Raw genomic sequence first — 16,075 nt, 5'->3', positions numbered from 1 at the left:
CAGCCGAAATGGCCCCCGGAGATTGCCTCCGGGGGCCATTTTCATGGTCACCGTCGCTACGGAGCCTTCCTCAGATCGGCGAGCGAGTTTTTCAGCCCGCTGTCCAGGCGGACCTGTACGGCGGCCACCGCAAGCATCACCGCCGCGGTCACCAAGTGCACCACTGCGTCGGTCGTGTTGTTGGGAAAGCTGAAAACGAAGGCAACCTGATGCGAGAAGAAGGCCCAGATGCCGGGCAGCGCACCGGCGATCGCGGCGAGGATCAGATACAGCACGGACCATGACTTGCGGATCGCGAACACCAGGCCCGGGCCGAATAGGGCCAGGCCGGCGACGGCGTGCCACCCGTTGTAGTCCATACCGAGCAGTTGCACCGTCGGCGCGTTGGGCCCCGTCGCAAAGCTGGGCTCGAGGATGAAGCCGATTACCGCCTGAAGGACATGTAAAACGCAAATGATCAGCAGCCCGATCTGGGCGAAACTCCACCTCACGCCGCACCTCCTTGTGCACGGTGGGGAACAGCCCAAATACTACGCTAGGTAGTAGACGTACGGAAGCCGTCTTACTTCCGGCCGGGAAGCTTCATCACCGTCCGCACGATCGGCAACAGGGACTTTTGCCATAACGTCGCTGGAATGCCAAAGGGCGGATCGAGATTGAACACCCGGGCGGTCGCTATCGTCTGCGATTCCGTGTACTTCAGGAGGCCCTCCGGACCGTGTCTGCGGCCGACGCCGGAGACGCCCATCCCGCCCATCGGGGCGCCGAGGCTGCCCCACGCGAACGCATAGCCCTCGTCGACGTTCACCGTCCCCGACCGCAAGCGGGCCGCGATCTTCTGACCCGCCGCGGGGGAGCTGGCCCAGACGCTGGCGTTGAGTCCGTACTCGGTGTCGTTGGCCTTCTCGACGGCTTCGTCGACGTCGGCAACGGGGTAGATCGACACAACTGGCCCGAACGTCTCGTTGGCCGCGCACTCCATCTCGGGCGTCACGTCGGTCAGCACCGTCGGCTCGTAGAACAGTGGCCCAATGTCGGGTCGAGCTTTGGCGCCCGCAATCACCTTGGCGCCCTTGGCAGTTGCGTCGTTGACGTGGTCGGTGACCGTATCCAGCTGATCCGCGGAGATCAAACTGCCCATGTCGATCGAGAAGTCATATGCGGTGCCCAGCTTCATGTTGCGCACCGCGGCGCCGAACTTGCTGATGAACTCGTCGGCGATGTCCTTCTCGACGTAGATCCGCTCAATGGAGATGCAGAGCTGGCCCGCGTTCGAAAAGCATGCGCGGGTGGCCGCTTTCGCGGCCTTGTCCAGGTTGGCTCCCCGCGCGACGATCATCGCGTTTTTACCCCCGAGTTCGGCCGAGAAGCCGATCAGCCGACGGCCCGCGTGCTCGGCGAGCCGGCTGCCGGTTGCGGACGAGCCGGTGAACATCAGGTAGTCGCAGTTGTCGGTGATTGCGGTGCCGACGACCGAGCCGGGGCCAGGCACGACCGCGTACAGGGCGCGCGGCAGGCCGGCCTGGTACAGCAGCTCGGCACACGCGAGTGCGCAATACGGTGTCTGACTGTCCGGCTTGAGCACCACCCCGTTGCCGGCGATCAGGGCGGGGACCGAGTCGGAGGCCGTGAGCGTCATGGGGTAGTTCCACGGCGAGATCACGCCGACGACGCCCTTCGGCTGATAGCCGACCGTGGTTTTGCCGATTCCCGGGAGCAGCGCCTGCACTTTGCGCGGCTTGAGCAGGTCCGCGGAGACCCTGACGTAGTAGTTCGCGTTCGCCATCAGGTCGACGATCTCCTCCTGCGCCGCCCATCGGGCCTTGCCCGCCTCGGCTTGCAGCAGGTCCATCAAGAACTCACGGTTCGCGACCACCAGGTCGCGATAGCGGCGGATTACCTCAACGCGCTCGCTGACCGGGCGTTTCGCCCAGTCGATCTGTGCCGTGCGAGCCTCGGCGAACGCCGCTTCGACGTCTTCGGCCGTGCCGACCGGGATCGTGGTCAGCGGTTTGCCGGTGAACACCTCTTCGATGGTTTTGGTCTCGCGCGCGGTGACGTCTTTGATCGCCGCCAGCTGACGCAAGCGATCGAAGACCTCGGCTGACGGTGCGGGCATGTCGTTCTCCTCCCAGCAGCAAGGCGGCTGGGTCCAGACTATTCGTCCTCAGAATCGGCGTCGTCGGCCTCGTCGGCCTCGTCAGTGTCGTCGGCGCCGTCCTCGGGCGAATCGACGGATGCGGCTTGTGGGGGTTGTTTGTCCCCTTCGGGCGGCGGTTGTTCAGCGGTGGTCATTGCGTCTCCATCCGGACAGTTGTTCGCGTAGTCAGCTACCCCGGTTTGCGCGCGGAAAACCGAACCGAAGTCCCGTCGTCTGGGCGTTGGGTCGGATAGATCGTCTCGGGAATACCGCCCCGCCGCTACAGCGTTCAAGCCCGCCATGAAGCCTTTCACCGAAGCCGAACGTCAGGAGTTCCTCGCGGCGAAGCACGTGGGGGTGTTGTCCGTCGATGCCGCCGACGGCCGGCCGCCGGCCAGCGTCCCGATCTGGTACGACTACACCCCCGGCGGAGACATCCGGTTCAACACCGGTCCGGGGACCCGCAAGGCCAGGCTCATCGAGCGGGCCGGCGCGGTGACGTTGGTCGTCCAGCGCGAGGAGCCACCGTATCAATATGTGGTCGTCGAGGGCACCATCGTCGAGAACACCTCGCCGGCCCCGCTCGAGGCAAGGGAGGCCATCGCGATCCGTTACCTCGGCGATGAGGGTGGGCGCCAGTTCGTCCGGAGCATGGAGGGTCAGGACAGCGTGTTATTCACCATCCGCCCCGACCGATGGCTCACCGCCGATTTCTCCGACGAGCTCTGAGCGGCCGGGCAACCGTAGGTCCCATAGCAAACAGGCCATGGAGACAAAAGGCGACCAAATCATCGCCCTGAGTTAATGCAAAGGCGTGCGGCTTTCACGTCTTTCGAACATGGGCGCGCCCCCAATCGCGGTTTGATCCGCCACGGGACGGGTATCACCCTGAAGCCCCCATCAGAAAGGCCTCACATGTTGCACTCGGTGATCTTGGCGAGTTCGGACCCGGTTGCCGCGGGAATGATTCTCCGTGGAATCAAGGGCATATTCGTTGCCATCGGCAGTATCATTGCGGCCTTCGTCTGCGCGATCATCGCGGCAACCAAGGGCCGGAACCCTTTGGGTTGGGGAATACTCGGACTGTTCTTCTCCATCCTGACGTTAATCGTCGTCATCGTCATTCCCAGCAAGAAATGACGGCCTTGGCGGCAATTGGCGACCGGTGACCGGTTAGGAATCCGGCGCACCCATCAGCAAATTCGCGCAAGCGGCCCTGACTATTCGACGGGCTGTTCGTCGGGGTCGACGCGCGAATGCGCGGTCATCAACAAATGGTCGAACTCCGATTGGGAGGTCAGCGTCGGGCCGATGGCGCGGAAGTCTTCGGTGATCCGTTCGGCCAGCAGCCGCAGCTTGATGTTGGTTTCCTGCGACAACCACTTCAGTAGATCGAACGCGGCGTCGTCGCCGATGCCGTAGATCAGCATCAGCATCCCCTTGGCCTGTTCGATGCCCGCGCGGTGCTCCGTGATTTCGGCCAGCTTCGCCGTGACCCACTCCTCGCGTTCCCGGTCGGCCACCGGGGAGACATCGACGTAGAAACCGTGGGTGCCGATCACGTCGCCGTGGTCGTCGTGGAGTTGGTCGCCGACCACGACCACGGAGCGCACTTTTCCGCTGGTGTCGACGATGCGATGGCGGGTGCTGAACGCCTTGTGGGTGTGCAGGATCTGGTCGATGGTGGCCGCGACCTGTCCGCGGTCGTCGGGGTGTTTGTGGGAGAGCACCAACTCTGTCGTCGGGGTAACGCTCCCGGGCTCATAGCCGTGCATGCGCTGCACCTGTTCGGACCATTCCCAGCGCTGATCGGCGAAATAGAACCGGAACCAGCCCGCGCGCTGCAGCGACCCGCCGGCGAGCGCCTGTTCGACGGTCTCGTCGTCAGGATTCGAACCCATCGCATCTCCTCGGGGCAGTTCAGGGCTAAACGGACCGCCGTCATGCGCGCATCATCGGGCCCGATCGAGTGGCGGCAGATGCGACGTGCGGTGTCGTGGGATTTGGCGCTACCTCTTGAACGCCGAGGACAGGCTGGATACGTTGCCACACTACCGGTGGCGGTAGCGATGGCGGTGGCCGCCGGCGCGAGTCGCAGGCCGCGCCGGCCAGGCCGCCGCCGCCAGTGATCAGGCGTCGATCACCTCTCGCTTGCCGGCGTTTTCATTGATCGCCTTGTGGCCGTTGCCGTGCGCGACGGAAATCTTGCGCGGCTTGGCCTTTTCGGCGACCGGGATGCGCAGGCTCAGGACGCCCTCGTTGTAGGAGGCCTCGATCCGGTCGGTGTCGAGGTTTTCCCCGAGGACGAGCTGACGGCTGAACACCCCGCGGGATCGCTCCGCGGCCAACATTTCGCGGTTGGGGTCGACGGCCGGTCGCTCGGCACGCACGGTCACCACGTTGCGCTCGATGTCGATGTCCAGCGAGTCGGGGTTGATGCCGGGCATGTCGAACTCGACGACGAATTCCTCGCCCTCGCGCCAGGCATCCATCGGCATCACCGCAGGCCGTGCTGCCGTGCCTAGTACTTGCTGAGCGAAGCGGTCCAGGTCGCGGAACGGGTCGGTACGCATCAGCATGGCGGTCACCTCTCACTCCAATCTGTTGTGATGCGGCTATTACCTATGTCTAATGACATAGATTTGGTATAGCACTATCGACACATCATCGCAAGTGTGGTAAACAGGTTTTCTATCCGAATCAGTTGAGGAGTTGACCAATGGCCGACACGCCTGGTGATACCGGTGGGCCGGCATCCGATCATGGGGTGTACGGCATTTCCGTGGCCGCCGAACTGTCCGGCATCCCGGTACAGTCGCTGCGCCTTTACGAGCGTCACGGGCTGCTGAGCCCGGCGCGAAGCGACGGCGGCACCAGGCGCTACAGCGCCGACGACCTGGCCCGGCTACAGCGCATCAGCGAGCTGGTTGCCTCCGGGGTCAACCTGGCGGGCATCGCCCGCATCCTCAGCCTGGAGGACGACAATGCCGCGCTCTCCGCGGCCAACACGGATCTGCGTTCCACGAATCGCGCCTTGCGGGGCGCCGCGAAGAGATCGAACGACAAAGCGACCTAGGAGTCACAGCTAGGCCGCGACCACCCGGAACTGTTGTGCGTTCGCGTCGACGGGGTCGGGCAGCGTCATGCCCGCTTCGACACCCGACCGCAGATAGTCGATCGCGGCCTCATTGAGACGTTCGCCGGGCACCACCGCGGGGATGCCGGGCGGATACGGGGTGATCAGCTCGGCGGCAACGCGGCCGGCGGCCTTGGCCGCGGGCACCATTTCGGTGGGCCCGAAGAACGCGTCGCGAGGTAGGCAGACGGTCTGAAGTTCCAGCTCCTCCGGCGTGGGCAGCTTGATCGAAGGCGGCGGGTCGAAGTCCTCGGCCGCCTTGCGCCACTTGTGCATCGCGTCCACCAGGCGATCCGCCGTTTGCTTGTCGTCGGCGAACGACATCGTTGCCAAAAGCCGACGGTGATCGCTGAGGCCGAGATCGAGATTGCAGTGCTCGCGCAGCCAGTCGGCGGCTTGGTATCCGGACGTTCCGGTCGCGGAGACATCCATCAACACCTGGGTGATGTCGAGATCGCTCGACGCCTCCTGGCCCAGCAGCTCGTCCTCGAGGACCTCGACGTCGTCGATCTCGTCCAGGCGTGCGCGCAGATAGCCGGCAAGGTCGAGTTCGGCGCCGAGCAGATCGTGGCCGCGCTCGACCATCTGGCGTCGCCAACCGTCGAGCGCGGTGTACACGAGGACGTTCGGGCTGGTGGTCATCAGCAGGTCGGCGCATTTCGAAAGGCGGTGCGGGTCAACCAGATCCCCCTGCAGGTGAAACACGGATCCCTGCTCGAACCCCGCGCCCATCTTGTGGACGCTGACAACGCAGACATCGGCGTCCGCGTCCATCGCCCACGTCGGCAGGTCCTCGTGGAACGGAAGGTGCGCTCCCCAGGCCTCGTCGACTATCAGCGGCTTGCCGCGCTCGTGGCAGGTGTCGGCGATGGCTCCAATGTCGGCGCATGTGCCATACGGGCTCGGGCTGACGATGAGGGCTCCAGCCGCGTCGGGATATTTCTCCCATGCCGCCCGCACCTGCTCCGGTGAGGGCGGATGAGAAAAGTGCCGTTCGGTATCCCACTGCGGGGTGATCCACCTCGGCCGGACGCCGGAGAAGATCAAGCCGCCCACGATCGATTTATGGCAGTCGCGGGTGACGAGCAGCCCACCATCCGCCCCGCCCGCCACGGCCATCGTCGCGGCCCGCACGGACATCGAGCTGCCGCACGTGGAGAAGAAAGCCGCCTCCGCGCCGACGGCGTCGGCCATCAAGTCCTCGGCCCTGGCGAGAAACTTCCCGCGGGACATCCGATCGTCGAGGCCATTGGTGGCGAGCACGTCGTTGCGAAATGGGTCCTTACCCATGACGGCTAGGACGCGCTCGTCGACCCCGGCGCCTTGCCGGTGACCCGGCGGTGTGAAGCCGTAGCGGTTGCTGCGGTGGTAGTCGGCCAGCGCGTCCAACAGTGGTGCTTGCGACTGATCCATGGCGGATCGGGTACCCGGCGTGTGAGGGCGCCAATCGGCGCTCGCCCGCTTGTCAACCGGGACCGGGAGTGACAACTGCTATCCGACGACTTTCCCCCACACGTATTGCGGCAGTACGCATTGCTCGCGGACGGCGAACGCGGAGTTGTCGTCGGGCCGCGCGGTGACTATTGCTGGATGTGCCTGCCGCGCTGGCACGACGGTGCGGTGTTCAATTCCTTGCTCGGCGGCGGCGGCGTGTATGCCGTCGCTCCCGATCTGTCGCGATTCGTCTGGGGCGGCTATTACGAACCGCGGTCGTTGATCTGGCGTTCACGATGGGTCACCACCGACGGGATCGTCGAGTGCCGCGAGGCGCTGGCGCTGCCCACCGACGCGCACACCGCGGTGTTGCTGCGCCGCATCCACGTCATCGACGGGCCTGCGCGAATGCGCATCGCGCTCGACATCCGCGCCGACTTCGGCGCGCACGCAATGTCGGACGTCTCCTGCCACGAAACCGATGGCGGCCGGGTGTGGACCGGGAGGTCGGGACCCCACCGATTCCGTTGGGCGGGAAGCGAAAACGCCGAACTCGCCGAGGACGGTTCGCTGCACGCGGTGCTGGATGTCGCCGCGGGACGCGACCACGACCTGGTTCTCGAGCTTTCCGACCAGGAACTGGACGCGGAACCGGCACGGGCGCAGGACGCCTGGCGAGCCACCGAACATGCCTGGGCGCAAGCGGTTCCGGCGATCAACGACACCCTGGCCGACCGCGACAGCGAGGTCGCGTACGCGGTCCTGCGCGGTTTGACGAGCAGCGGCGGCGGCGGGATGGTCGCCGCGGCGACCACATCGTTGCCGGAACGCGCCGAGCAGGGCCGCAACTACGACTACCGGTACTGCTGGATCCGCGACCAGTGCTATGCGGGGCAGGCGATGGCCGCCGCCGGGGGTTACCCGTTGCTCGATGACGCCGTTCGCTTTGTCAGCGAGCGGGTGCTCGCCGACGGCCCGGGGCTGCGGCCGGCCTATGCGGTCGACGGGAGTCCGCCGCCGCGTGAACGCGATCTTGACCTGCCCGGCTATCCGGGCGCCGCGGTGAAGACCGGCAATTGGGTGGCGGAGCAATTCCAGCTCGATGCCCACGGCGAGGCTCTGCTGCTCTTTGCCGCAGCGGCCCGCCTCGACCGCCTCGACAGCCTGCACTGGGAGGCGGTCCATACGCTGGTGCGCACCATCGAGCAGCGTTGGCGTGAACCCGATGCCGGGATCTGGGAATTGAACGACCGGCGCTGGGCCCATTCCCGCCTGACGTGCGCCGCGGCGCTGCGCAGCATCGGGGCGGTGGCGCCGCCGCGGCTGGGTGCCGAGTGGCAGCACCTGGCCGATCAATTGATCGCCGACGCCGACGCGGATTGCCTGCATCCGTCCGGGAGATGGCAACGGGCACCGGGGGATTCGCGGATCGATGCGGCGCTGGTGCTGCCCGCGATTCGGGGCGCGATCCCGGCGAATGACCCGCGCACCGTCGCCACCCTCGAGGCGGTGCGATCCGACTTGGCCCAGCAGGGCTTCGTGTACCGGTTCCGTCCGGACGACGGGGCGTTGGGGGACGACGAAGGGGCCTTTCTCCTGTGCGGGTTCCTGATGGCGTTGGCGGATCACCAGCAGGGCAACGATCTGCGGGCGGTCCGTTGGTTCGAACGCAGCCGGACGGCCTGCGGGCCGCCCGGATTGTTCGCCGAGGAATTCGACGTCCAACAGCGTCAGCTGCGCGGGAACCTCCCGCAGGCCTTCGTCCATGCGTTGCTGTTCGAAACCGCGCATCGTCTCGCGGGTCGTGGGCTCGGCGAAGACGGTTCATGAAGCCAGCACCGGGTATCCGGCCTGCTGGAGTCGCCGATCCGAGCGGCCCTGAAGGAGTTGCAATGAGAGACGTCACGCAGGCCGGTGCCGAGAACGCGGCCGAGGACGTGGCCGACGCCGCACGGCACGAAGCCGCCGCCTACCGCGGCGACAATCCGCGCCCGCTGGCGGGGTATCTGGCCGTTTTGGGCATATACGGCGCGGTGGTGGCCGTCGCGGCGGTATGCGCGGCACTCACCGGCCGCACGTTGCCGCCGCGCTGGCGCGTGCAGGACCTGGTCACGGTGACGCTGGGCACCCACAAGCTTTCCCGAATCCTGTCCAAGGACGCGGTGACGAGCCCGTTGCGGGCACCGTTCACTCATTACACGGGCACCGCCGGCCCGGCGGAGGTCAATGAGGAAGTCCGGCAGGACAGCCAGTTGCGGCACAGCCTGGGGGAGCTGTTGACCTGCCCGTTCTGCCTGGACATGTGGGTCGTCACCGCGTTTGCCATCGGATTGATCTTCGCGCCCAGGCTCACCCGCCTGATCGCCGGCAGCTTCTCCGCGCTGGCCGGCGCCGATTTTCTGCAGCTTGCCTACGCGATGGCGCAACAATCAGCGGAAGGCTAGGCGGCACAAGGCATTTCGGCACACGTGTCGAACAGTGTCGAACCGGGTCACTCCTGAACATCGAAGAACGATTCGCCGTCCTCCGGCGTCCCGCTGACCTGGCCGCGGTCGCGACCGTGGGCGTCAGGGTCGACGTCGTCCAACTCATCGCGCTCCGATAGGTCGTCGCGTGGCCTTTCTGAAGTCTCTGCGGCGAGCTTCTCGTCGAGAGACTCGCTCTCGTCAGCCTTGACCCACGTGTCGGGCGGATCGACCACGGTGTCACCGTCGTCGTTGCGTACCTCGTCGGAGTCCAGGCTCTCGGACTGCTCCAGCATGTCGTCGTCGAAGTCGTTTCCCACGAACTGCCGATTGCCCGTCGCCGTGCGAATTAAACGGGCGAGTTAAACGGCCCCAGTTAAACGGCGGGTCAGCTCGTCTTGGGCATCGGGATGCCTTCGCTGGCCGCGAACTGCGCGTCCTGCAGGGAAGGCAATCCGAACGACACCACCGAGCGGTCGAACATCGTGTCGGTCAGGTACGCCAGCGACACCGCCCACCGGTTGAGTAGCCGTGGGATCGCATACAGGTGGTATGCGCGAGTCACGGCCTTGGCGGGCAATCCCGACAGTTGCACATTGAGCGGATTGGCCACGGCATACCGGGGTCCCAGGTCGACGACTAGCCCCAGGTTGCCGTGCTTGTATTGCTTGGGATTGCCGTAGCCGAGGCTGGCGGCCACGTTGCGGGCGAGCACCTTGCCCTGTCGGGTCGCGTGCTGTGCGGTGGGCGGGGTGATCTTGCCGGGTTGCGTCAGGTCGGGAACCGCCGCGGCATCACCGGCCGCGAAGACGCCGTCGTGCTCGGGCACCTGGAGGTCCGCCTGAACTTTGACCCTGCCCTTCTCCGTCGGCAATCCGAGCTCCTGGATCAACGGCGCGCCGGTCACCCCGGTCACCCACGCGATCGTGCGTGTGTCGATGCGCGAATCATCGCTGAGCACAACGTGATCCGCGTGTGCTTCCTTCAGCGTCATGCCCAGCCGAACATCGATGCCGCGTTTGCGAAGCACCTTGAGGGCGGCGTCGCCGAGTCTCTTGCCCACCTCCGGCATCACCTGCTCGGCCGTATCGAGCAACAGAAACTTCACCTCCGCGGCGTCAAAGCCCATCTGTTTGGCCGCGGCGTCCGCTAGGGCTCGTAGCTGCGCGACCAGTTCGGTGCCCGAATACGACGCGCCGACGACCACGACGGTGCGCCGCGCCGCCGCCACTTTCGGGTCGTCCTCGAGGCCGGCCAGCTCCAGCTGCTCGATGATGTGGTCCCGCAGGTAGAGGGCCTCGACCGTGGATTTCAATCCCAGCGCGTGGGTCGCGATTCCCGGCACATCGAACAAACGCGTGACCGACCCGGGGGTGAGCACCAGGCGGTCCCAGGACATGTGGTGGGCGCGTTCCTCGGGATCGCGGTAGGTCAGGGTCCGTTGCGCGAAGTCGACACCATCCACCCGGCCGCGCACCGCACGAACGCCTTTGAGCGTGTTGGCCAGCGGCACCGCGACAAAGCGAGCGTCGACGACGCCGCCGGCGACGTCGGGCAGCAGCGGCGTGTAGAGCATGTAGTCGACCGGCGAAATGATGGTGATGTCGACGGGCGCGCGCCGTCTTCGGAGGAGCCGCGCGAGGCGGCGGGCGCAGGTGAATCCGGTGAAGCCGCTGCCGACAATGACGATTGAGGTCATCAACCCGAGTGTAGGGCGGACGCCGGCGAGGGCGGTAGCTGGCACGAAAGCCGTTGGCCACCAAGAGAATACGCGGCAGGGGCCCTGGGAGCCCGGGTCGGCCGCTTCCGGCACTTCGTTTTCTGGATGGCGAACTTCGTTTTCTGCGTAGCCACCCCGCCCAGCGAGGTCCACGATGACATCGTGAACCCGCGGCACTCCCGAGGGGCGAGGGCATGTCCGACAGCAACAACACGGTCGTCGCTCAGTTAGCGGAATTAGTCGCCAGTCTTGACCGGCAAGGGACCGAAACCAGGGCCGGCCTGCGCGAACTCATCGAGAGTGGCACCCAGCACGTGCCGGGGTCACACTACGCGGGGATTACCCTGGCCGAGCGGGGCCACGCGATCACCAACGTGGTGGCCACGCACCGCTACCCGGTGGAGTTGGACGAAATCCAGAACCAATTCGGCGAAGGCCCGTGCGTCGCCGCCGCTTGGCAGCACCACGTCATGCATGTTGCAGACTTGGCCGTCGACGAGCGTTGGCCGCGCTATCAGAAGTATGCGCTCGCGAACACACCGATCCGGTCGATCCTGTCGTTCGAATTGTTCGACGGCCACGACATGACGGCGGCGCTGAACTTCTTCGCCCACCATCCGCACGCGTTCACCGACGAATCAATCGAACTCGGCGGCATTTTCGCCACGCACGTCGCGTTGGCGTGGTCGATGATGCGGCGCCAGGATCAGTTCCGCAGCGCCCTGGCGTCGCGCGACATCATCGGTCAGGCCAAGGGGGTCATCATGGAACGCTTCAACCTGGATGCCGTCGAAGCCTTCGATCTGCTCGCCCGGCTCTCACAGCAATCCAACACGAAGTTGTTCGATGTCGCCCGGGCACTGATCGAGAACGAGCATCCGATCAAGTGCCTGCAGCACTGATCCAGTTTCGCCCGGCGCGCCGCGGGTAGCCAGCCGTTCATGAAGGCTGTCACTTGGCACGGGAAACGCGACGTGCGCGTGGAATCGGTTCCCGACCCGAAGATCGAGCTGCCCACCGATGCCATCGTCGAGATCACCTCGACCAACATCTGCGGCTCGGATCTGCACCTCTACGAAATCCTCGGGGCCTTCATGAAACCCGGTGACATCCTCGGGCACGAACCGATGGGGGTGGTCCGAGAGGTCGGTGACGAGGTGGACGAGCTGCGGGTCGGCGACCGGATCGTGATCCCGTTCCAGATCTGCTGCGGCAGCTGCTATATGTGCCGCAAGCAACTTTTCACGCAATGCGAAACCACCCAGGTGCGCGACCAGGGCATGGGGGCGGCGCTGTTCGGTTACTCGGAGCTCTACGGCGAAATTCCCGGCGGCCAAGCCGAATTGCTTCGGGTACCCCAGGCGCAGTTCACCCACATCAAAGTCCCTGTGGGACCGCCGGATTCGCGATTCGTCTATCTGTCCGACGTGCTGCCGACGGCTTGGCAGGCGGTGGCCTACGCCGACATCCCGGATGGCGGCACGGTAGCCGTCCTGGGCCTGGGTCCCATCGGGGATATGGCCGCGCGCATCGCCGATTACCTCGGCTACCGGGTGATCGCCGTCGACCTGGTGGCCGAACGTCTGGCCCGCGCCGCCCAGCGCGGCATCCACACCCTCGATCTGGGGCGGCTCGACTCGTCGCTGGGGGATGCGATTCGGGACCTGACCGACGGGCGCGGCGCCGACTCGGTGATCGACGCCGTGGGCATGGAGTCGCACGGTTCCCCGGCCGCCAAGCTGGCCCAGCAGGCGACCGGTGTGTTGCCCGATGCGGTGGCCAAGCGGCTGATGCAAACCGCGGGAGTGGACCGGCTCAACGCGCTCTACTCCGCGATCGACGCCGTCCGGCGCGGCGGAACCATCTCGCTGATCGGCGTCTACGGCGGGATGGCCGACCCGCTGCCGATGCTCACCCTCTTCGACAAGCAAGTGACGCTGCGGATGGGTCAGGCCAACGTGAAGAGGTGGGTCGACGACATCATGCCGCTGCTTACCGACGACGACCCACTCGGCGTCGACACCTTCGCCACCCACGTGCTGCCCCTCGACGAGGCGCCGCACGGCTACGAGATCTTCCAGAAAAAGCAGGATGGGGCCGTGAAGGTGGTGCTCAGGCCGTAATACATTGTCCGCCAAGCGGTTTCGGACTCGTGTTTGACCACCTCACCGCTCGGGTATCAAGTGCGCCATGACCGCAGCACCCTCCGCCCCCACGCCCACCGGTGAATTGTGGCCGGGCAAGGCGTATCCGCTGGGCGCCACGTACGACGGAGCGGGGGCCAACTTCGCGGTGTTCAGCGAGGTGGCGGAGCAGGTCGAGTTGTGCCTGTTCGACGACCGGGATGTCGAGACACGGATCGCGCTGCCCGAGGTCGACTCGTTCGTCTGGCATGGCTATGTGCCGGGCATCGAGCCGGGCCAGCGCTACGGCTATCGCGTGCACGGTCCGTACCAGCCGGAAGCGGGACTGCGGTGCAATGCGAACAAGCTACTGCTGGACCCGTATTCGAAGGCCATCGACGGCAGCTTCGACTGGAACCAGTCGCTATTCGGCTACGACTTCGGCGACCCCGATAGCCGTAACGACGTCGACTCCGCGTCCAGCATGCCCAAGTCGGTGGTGATCAACCCCTTCTTCGACTGGGGCTACGACCGCCCGCCGGATCACGAGTACGCCGACACCGTCATTTACGAGGCGCACGTCAAGGGCCTGACCGAGACGCACCCGGACATCCCCGAACAGATCCGCGGCACCTACGCCGCGGTGGCCTACCCGGCGATCATCGAGCACCTCAAGAGCATCGGCGTCACCGCGATCGAGCTGATGCCGGTGCACCATTTCGCCAACGACTCCACCCTGATCGAGAAGGGCCTCAACAATTACTGGGGCTACAACACGATCGGCTTCTTCGCACCGGACACGAAGTATTCCAGCGCCGCCTCGCCGGGCGGGCAGGTGCAGGAGTTCAAGGCGATGGTCCGCGATCTGCATGAGGCGGGGATCGAGGTCATCCTCGATGTCGTCTACAACCACACCGCGGAGGGCAACCACCTGGGCCCGACCCTGTCGATGCGTGGGGTCGACAACCCGGCGTACTACCGCCTCGTCGACGACGACAAGCGCTACTACATGGACTACACCGGCACCGGCAACAGCCTCAACGTCGGGCATCCGCACTCGCTTCAGCTGATCATGGATTCGCTGCGCTACTGGGTGACCGAGATGCACGTCGACGGTTTCCGGTTCGACCTCGCCGCGACGCTGGCCCGGGAGTTCTACGACGTCGACCGGCTGGCGGCGTTCTTCGAACTCGTGCAACAGGATCCGACGGTCAGCCAGGTCAAGCTCATCGCCGAACCGTGGGACGTCGGGCCGGGCGGCTACCAGGTGGGCAACTTTCCGCCGCAGTGGACCGAGTGGAACGGCAAGTACCGCGACACCGTCCGGGACTTCTGGCGCGGCGAGCCCGCAACGCTCGACGAATTCGCCTACCGCCTGTCCGGGTCGGCCGACCTCTACGAGCACACCGGGCGCCGGCCCGTCGCCTCGATCAACTTCGTCACCGCGCACGACGGCTTCACGCTGCGCGACCTGGTCTCCTACAACGAGAAGCACAACGAGGCCAACGGCGAGGACAACAACGACGGCGAAAGCCACAACCGGTCGTGGAACTGCGGTGCGGAGGGGCCCACCGACGACGCGCGAATCAACGAACTGCGTTCCCGTCAGCAGCGCAACTTCCTGACCACCCTGCTGTTGTCCCAGGGTGTGCCGATGATCTGCCACGGCGACGAGCTCGGTCGCACGCAGCGTGGCAACAACAACGGCTACTGCCAGGACAACGAGCTGACCTGGATCGATTGGGCCAACGCCGACGCCGGCCTGCTGGAGTTCACCCGCGCGGTGTCGGCCGTCCGTGCGAACCACCCGGTTTTCCGCAGGCGCCGGTTCTTTTCCGGCAAGCCTGTCGGCCGCCGCGGCCAGGACGGCCTGCCCGATATCGCCTGGTTCACCCCCGACGGCGACGAGATGACCGACGAGGACTGGGCCGCGAGCTTTGCCAAGTCGTTGGCGGTGTTCCTCAACGGCGACGGCATACCCGACCGCGATGCCCGGGGTCAGCGCGTGTTCGACGACTCGTTCTTGCTGTGTTTCAATGCCCACTGGGAGTCGATCGAATTCACCCTTCCGCCAAAGGAATTCGGCTGTGCGTGGCGCCTGGCGGTGTACACCGGGCCCGAGGAGGAGACGCCCGCGGAGGAAGTGCCCGGGGGAGGCACGCTCACCGTGGACGCGCACACCGCCGTGGTGCTGCGCGCCGAGCGGGAACCCCCGGTGGCCTGAACCCACGCTGATACGCTGTGCGTGCATCGGCTGCGTTACAGAAGTGGGTGAATATGTCAAGGACAGTGGTGGTCGGCGCCTCGAGTGGACTCGGGCGCTGCATAGGCGTTGGCCTGGCGCAACGGGGTGATCAAGTCGCGCTGCTCGCCCGGCGCCGGGAGCGCATCGAGGCCGCCGCGAAGGAGGCGGGGTCGGGCGCGATCGCCGTCGAATGCGACGTCACCGACGAGGCTTCCTGCCGTTCGGCGATCGCCGGTGTCGCGGACGCGTTCGGCGGCATCGACAACCTCGTGTACACACCCGCCATCGGCCCGCTCGTCCGCATGGTCGATACCGATGCCGAGACGTGGCGGCGCGTCTTCGACACCAACGTGATCGGTGCCGCGCTGGTCACGGCGGCGGCGATGCCGCACCTGACCGAGTCGACGGGCAAGGTGGTCTACCTGGCCTCCGACGCCGGCACCTTCGGGCCGCCCTGGCCGGGGCTCGGCGCCTACGGCGTCAGCAAGGCGGCCCTCGAACGATTGGTGGAGGCCTGGCGGGCCGAACACCCCGACGTCGGATTCACCAACCTGATCGTGGGGGAGTGCGGCGGCGGCGACGGCGACGCGGCGACGGGAATGACGACCGGCTGGGACATGGACCTCGCCTTGAAGGCCGCCCCGCTGTGGGCCGCGCGCGGCTGCATGCCTGGCAAGCTGATGCCGGTCGAGGACCTCATCGACGTGGTGCACACGATCCTGCGCACCAACGCGACGACGTCGATGCCGCTGGTGGTGGCGCGTGGCGCCCCGGCCAGCCCGCCGGCGTTCGCGGAAACGGCGCCGTCCTGA

The 16,075-nt window shown here is 66.1% G+C and carries 17 protein-coding genes; 9 read left to right on the top strand and 8 right to left on the bottom strand.

What is annotated here, in order from left to right; genetic code table 11:
* Positions 1-56 precede the first annotated feature (56 nt).
* From A5745_RS14965 to A5745_RS24725, 3 genes are all read right to left on the bottom strand, one after another.
* Entirely contained in the window at positions 57-491 is a 435-nt protein-coding gene (locus A5745_RS14965) for a DUF4383 domain-containing protein (RefSeq protein WP_076116949.1), read from the bottom strand.
* Between the two features lie 71 nt (positions 492-562).
* Positions 563-2,119: a succinic semialdehyde dehydrogenase gene (locus A5745_RS14960; RefSeq protein ID WP_076116948.1), complete on the bottom strand. Its 1,557-nt coding sequence runs from the start codon at positions 2,117-2,119 to the stop codon at positions 563-565.
* A gap of 38 nt (positions 2,120-2,157) precedes the next feature.
* On the bottom strand, positions 2,158-2,295 hold the full coding sequence (locus A5745_RS24725; protein WP_175879825.1) for a hypothetical protein: 138 nt from the start codon (positions 2,293-2,295) through the stop codon (positions 2,158-2,160).
* Positions 2,296-2,440: 145 nt separating this feature from the next.
* On the opposite strand from A5745_RS24725, the gene A5745_RS14955 reads away from it, so the two are divergent.
* Positions 2,441-2,869 (top strand): TIGR03618 family F420-dependent PPOX class oxidoreductase, encoded by a 429-nt coding sequence (locus A5745_RS14955; RefSeq protein WP_076116947.1) that lies wholly within the window; start codon positions 2,441-2,443, stop codon positions 2,867-2,869.
* Positions 2,870-3,067: 198 nt separating this feature from the next.
* Positions 3,068-3,280: a deoxyribodipyrimidine photolyase gene (locus A5745_RS14950; RefSeq protein ID WP_254848590.1), complete on the top strand. Its 213-nt coding sequence runs from the start codon at positions 3,068-3,070 to the stop codon at positions 3,278-3,280.
* An 80-nt stretch (positions 3,281-3,360) separates the two neighbouring features.
* Here the strand turns inward: A5745_RS14950 and A5745_RS14945 are convergent, their stop codons facing one another.
* Both A5745_RS14945 and A5745_RS14940 read right to left on the bottom strand, forming a co-directional pair.
* Positions 3,361-4,041, bottom strand: a complete 681-nt coding sequence (locus A5745_RS14945; RefSeq protein WP_076116946.1) for a PAS and ANTAR domain-containing protein — start codon at positions 4,039-4,041, stop codon at positions 3,361-3,363.
* Between the two features lie 228 nt (positions 4,042-4,269).
* The gene (locus A5745_RS14940) at positions 4,270-4,719 is read right to left on the bottom strand and encodes an Hsp20/alpha crystallin family protein (RefSeq protein ID WP_076064549.1); all 450 of its coding nucleotides are present in this window, start codon (positions 4,717-4,719) and stop codon (positions 4,270-4,272) included.
* A gap of 140 nt (positions 4,720-4,859) precedes the next feature.
* Between A5745_RS14940 and A5745_RS14935 the strand changes: the two genes are divergently transcribed.
* Positions 4,860-5,216, top strand: coding sequence for a helix-turn-helix transcriptional regulator (locus tag A5745_RS14935; RefSeq protein ID WP_076116945.1), 357 nt, complete (start codon positions 4,860-4,862; stop codon positions 5,214-5,216).
* Between the two features lie 9 nt (positions 5,217-5,225).
* Here the strand turns inward: A5745_RS14935 and A5745_RS14930 are convergent, their stop codons facing one another.
* On the bottom strand, positions 5,226-6,689 hold the full coding sequence (locus A5745_RS14930) for an aminotransferase class I/II-fold pyridoxal phosphate-dependent enzyme (protein ID WP_076116944.1): 1,464 nt from the start codon (positions 6,687-6,689) through the stop codon (positions 5,226-5,228).
* Positions 6,690-6,764: 75 nt separating this feature from the next.
* Here A5745_RS14930 and A5745_RS14925 point away from each other — a divergent pair, with 75 nt between their 5' ends.
* Together A5745_RS14925 and A5745_RS14920 are read left to right on the top strand one after the other, a co-directional pair.
* The gene (locus A5745_RS14925; RefSeq protein ID WP_076116943.1) at positions 6,765-8,540 is read left to right on the top strand and encodes a glycoside hydrolase family 15 protein; all 1,776 of its coding nucleotides are present in this window, start codon (positions 6,765-6,767) and stop codon (positions 8,538-8,540) included.
* A 62-nt stretch (positions 8,541-8,602) separates the two neighbouring features.
* Positions 8,603-9,154, top strand: coding sequence for a DUF1360 domain-containing protein (locus tag A5745_RS14920; RefSeq protein WP_076116941.1), 552 nt, complete (start codon positions 8,603-8,605; stop codon positions 9,152-9,154).
* Positions 9,155-9,201: 47 nt separating this feature from the next.
* Here A5745_RS14920 and A5745_RS14915 read toward each other — a convergent pair whose 3' ends face one another.
* Together A5745_RS14915 and A5745_RS14910 are read right to left on the bottom strand one after the other, a co-directional pair.
* Positions 9,202-9,471, bottom strand: a complete 270-nt coding sequence (locus A5745_RS14915; protein ID WP_076064548.1) for a hypothetical protein — start codon at positions 9,469-9,471, stop codon at positions 9,202-9,204.
* Positions 9,472-9,563: 92 nt separating this feature from the next.
* The gene (locus A5745_RS14910) at positions 9,564-10,874 is read right to left on the bottom strand and encodes an NAD(P)/FAD-dependent oxidoreductase (RefSeq protein WP_076064493.1); all 1,311 of its coding nucleotides are present in this window, start codon (positions 10,872-10,874) and stop codon (positions 9,564-9,566) included.
* 215 nt (positions 10,875-11,089) lie between these two features.
* On the opposite strand from A5745_RS14910, the gene A5745_RS14905 reads away from it, so the two are divergent.
* From A5745_RS14905 to A5745_RS14890, 4 genes are all read left to right on the top strand, one after another.
* The gene (locus A5745_RS14905) at positions 11,090-11,797 is read left to right on the top strand and encodes a GAF and ANTAR domain-containing protein (protein WP_076064492.1); all 708 of its coding nucleotides are present in this window, start codon (positions 11,090-11,092) and stop codon (positions 11,795-11,797) included.
* 39 nt (positions 11,798-11,836) lie between these two features.
* A complete protein-coding gene (locus tag A5745_RS14900) occupies positions 11,837-13,018 on the top strand; it encodes a zinc-dependent alcohol dehydrogenase (RefSeq protein ID WP_076116940.1) in 1,182 nt (393 codons plus the stop codon).
* Positions 13,019-13,085: 67 nt separating this feature from the next.
* On the top strand, positions 13,086-15,242 hold the full coding sequence (glgX, locus tag A5745_RS14895) for a glycogen debranching protein GlgX (RefSeq protein WP_076116938.1): 2,157 nt from the start codon (positions 13,086-13,088) through the stop codon (positions 15,240-15,242).
* 65 nt (positions 15,243-15,307) lie between these two features.
* A complete protein-coding gene (locus A5745_RS14890) occupies positions 15,308-16,075 on the top strand; it encodes an SDR family oxidoreductase (RefSeq protein WP_083662940.1) in 768 nt (255 codons plus the stop codon).

This window comes from Mycobacterium sp. IS-2888 (assembly GCF_001954215.1).
Taxonomy (GTDB): domain Bacteria; phylum Actinomycetota; class Actinomycetes; order Mycobacteriales; family Mycobacteriaceae; genus Mycobacterium.
This window is presented reverse-complemented; position numbering and strand designations above follow the sequence as displayed.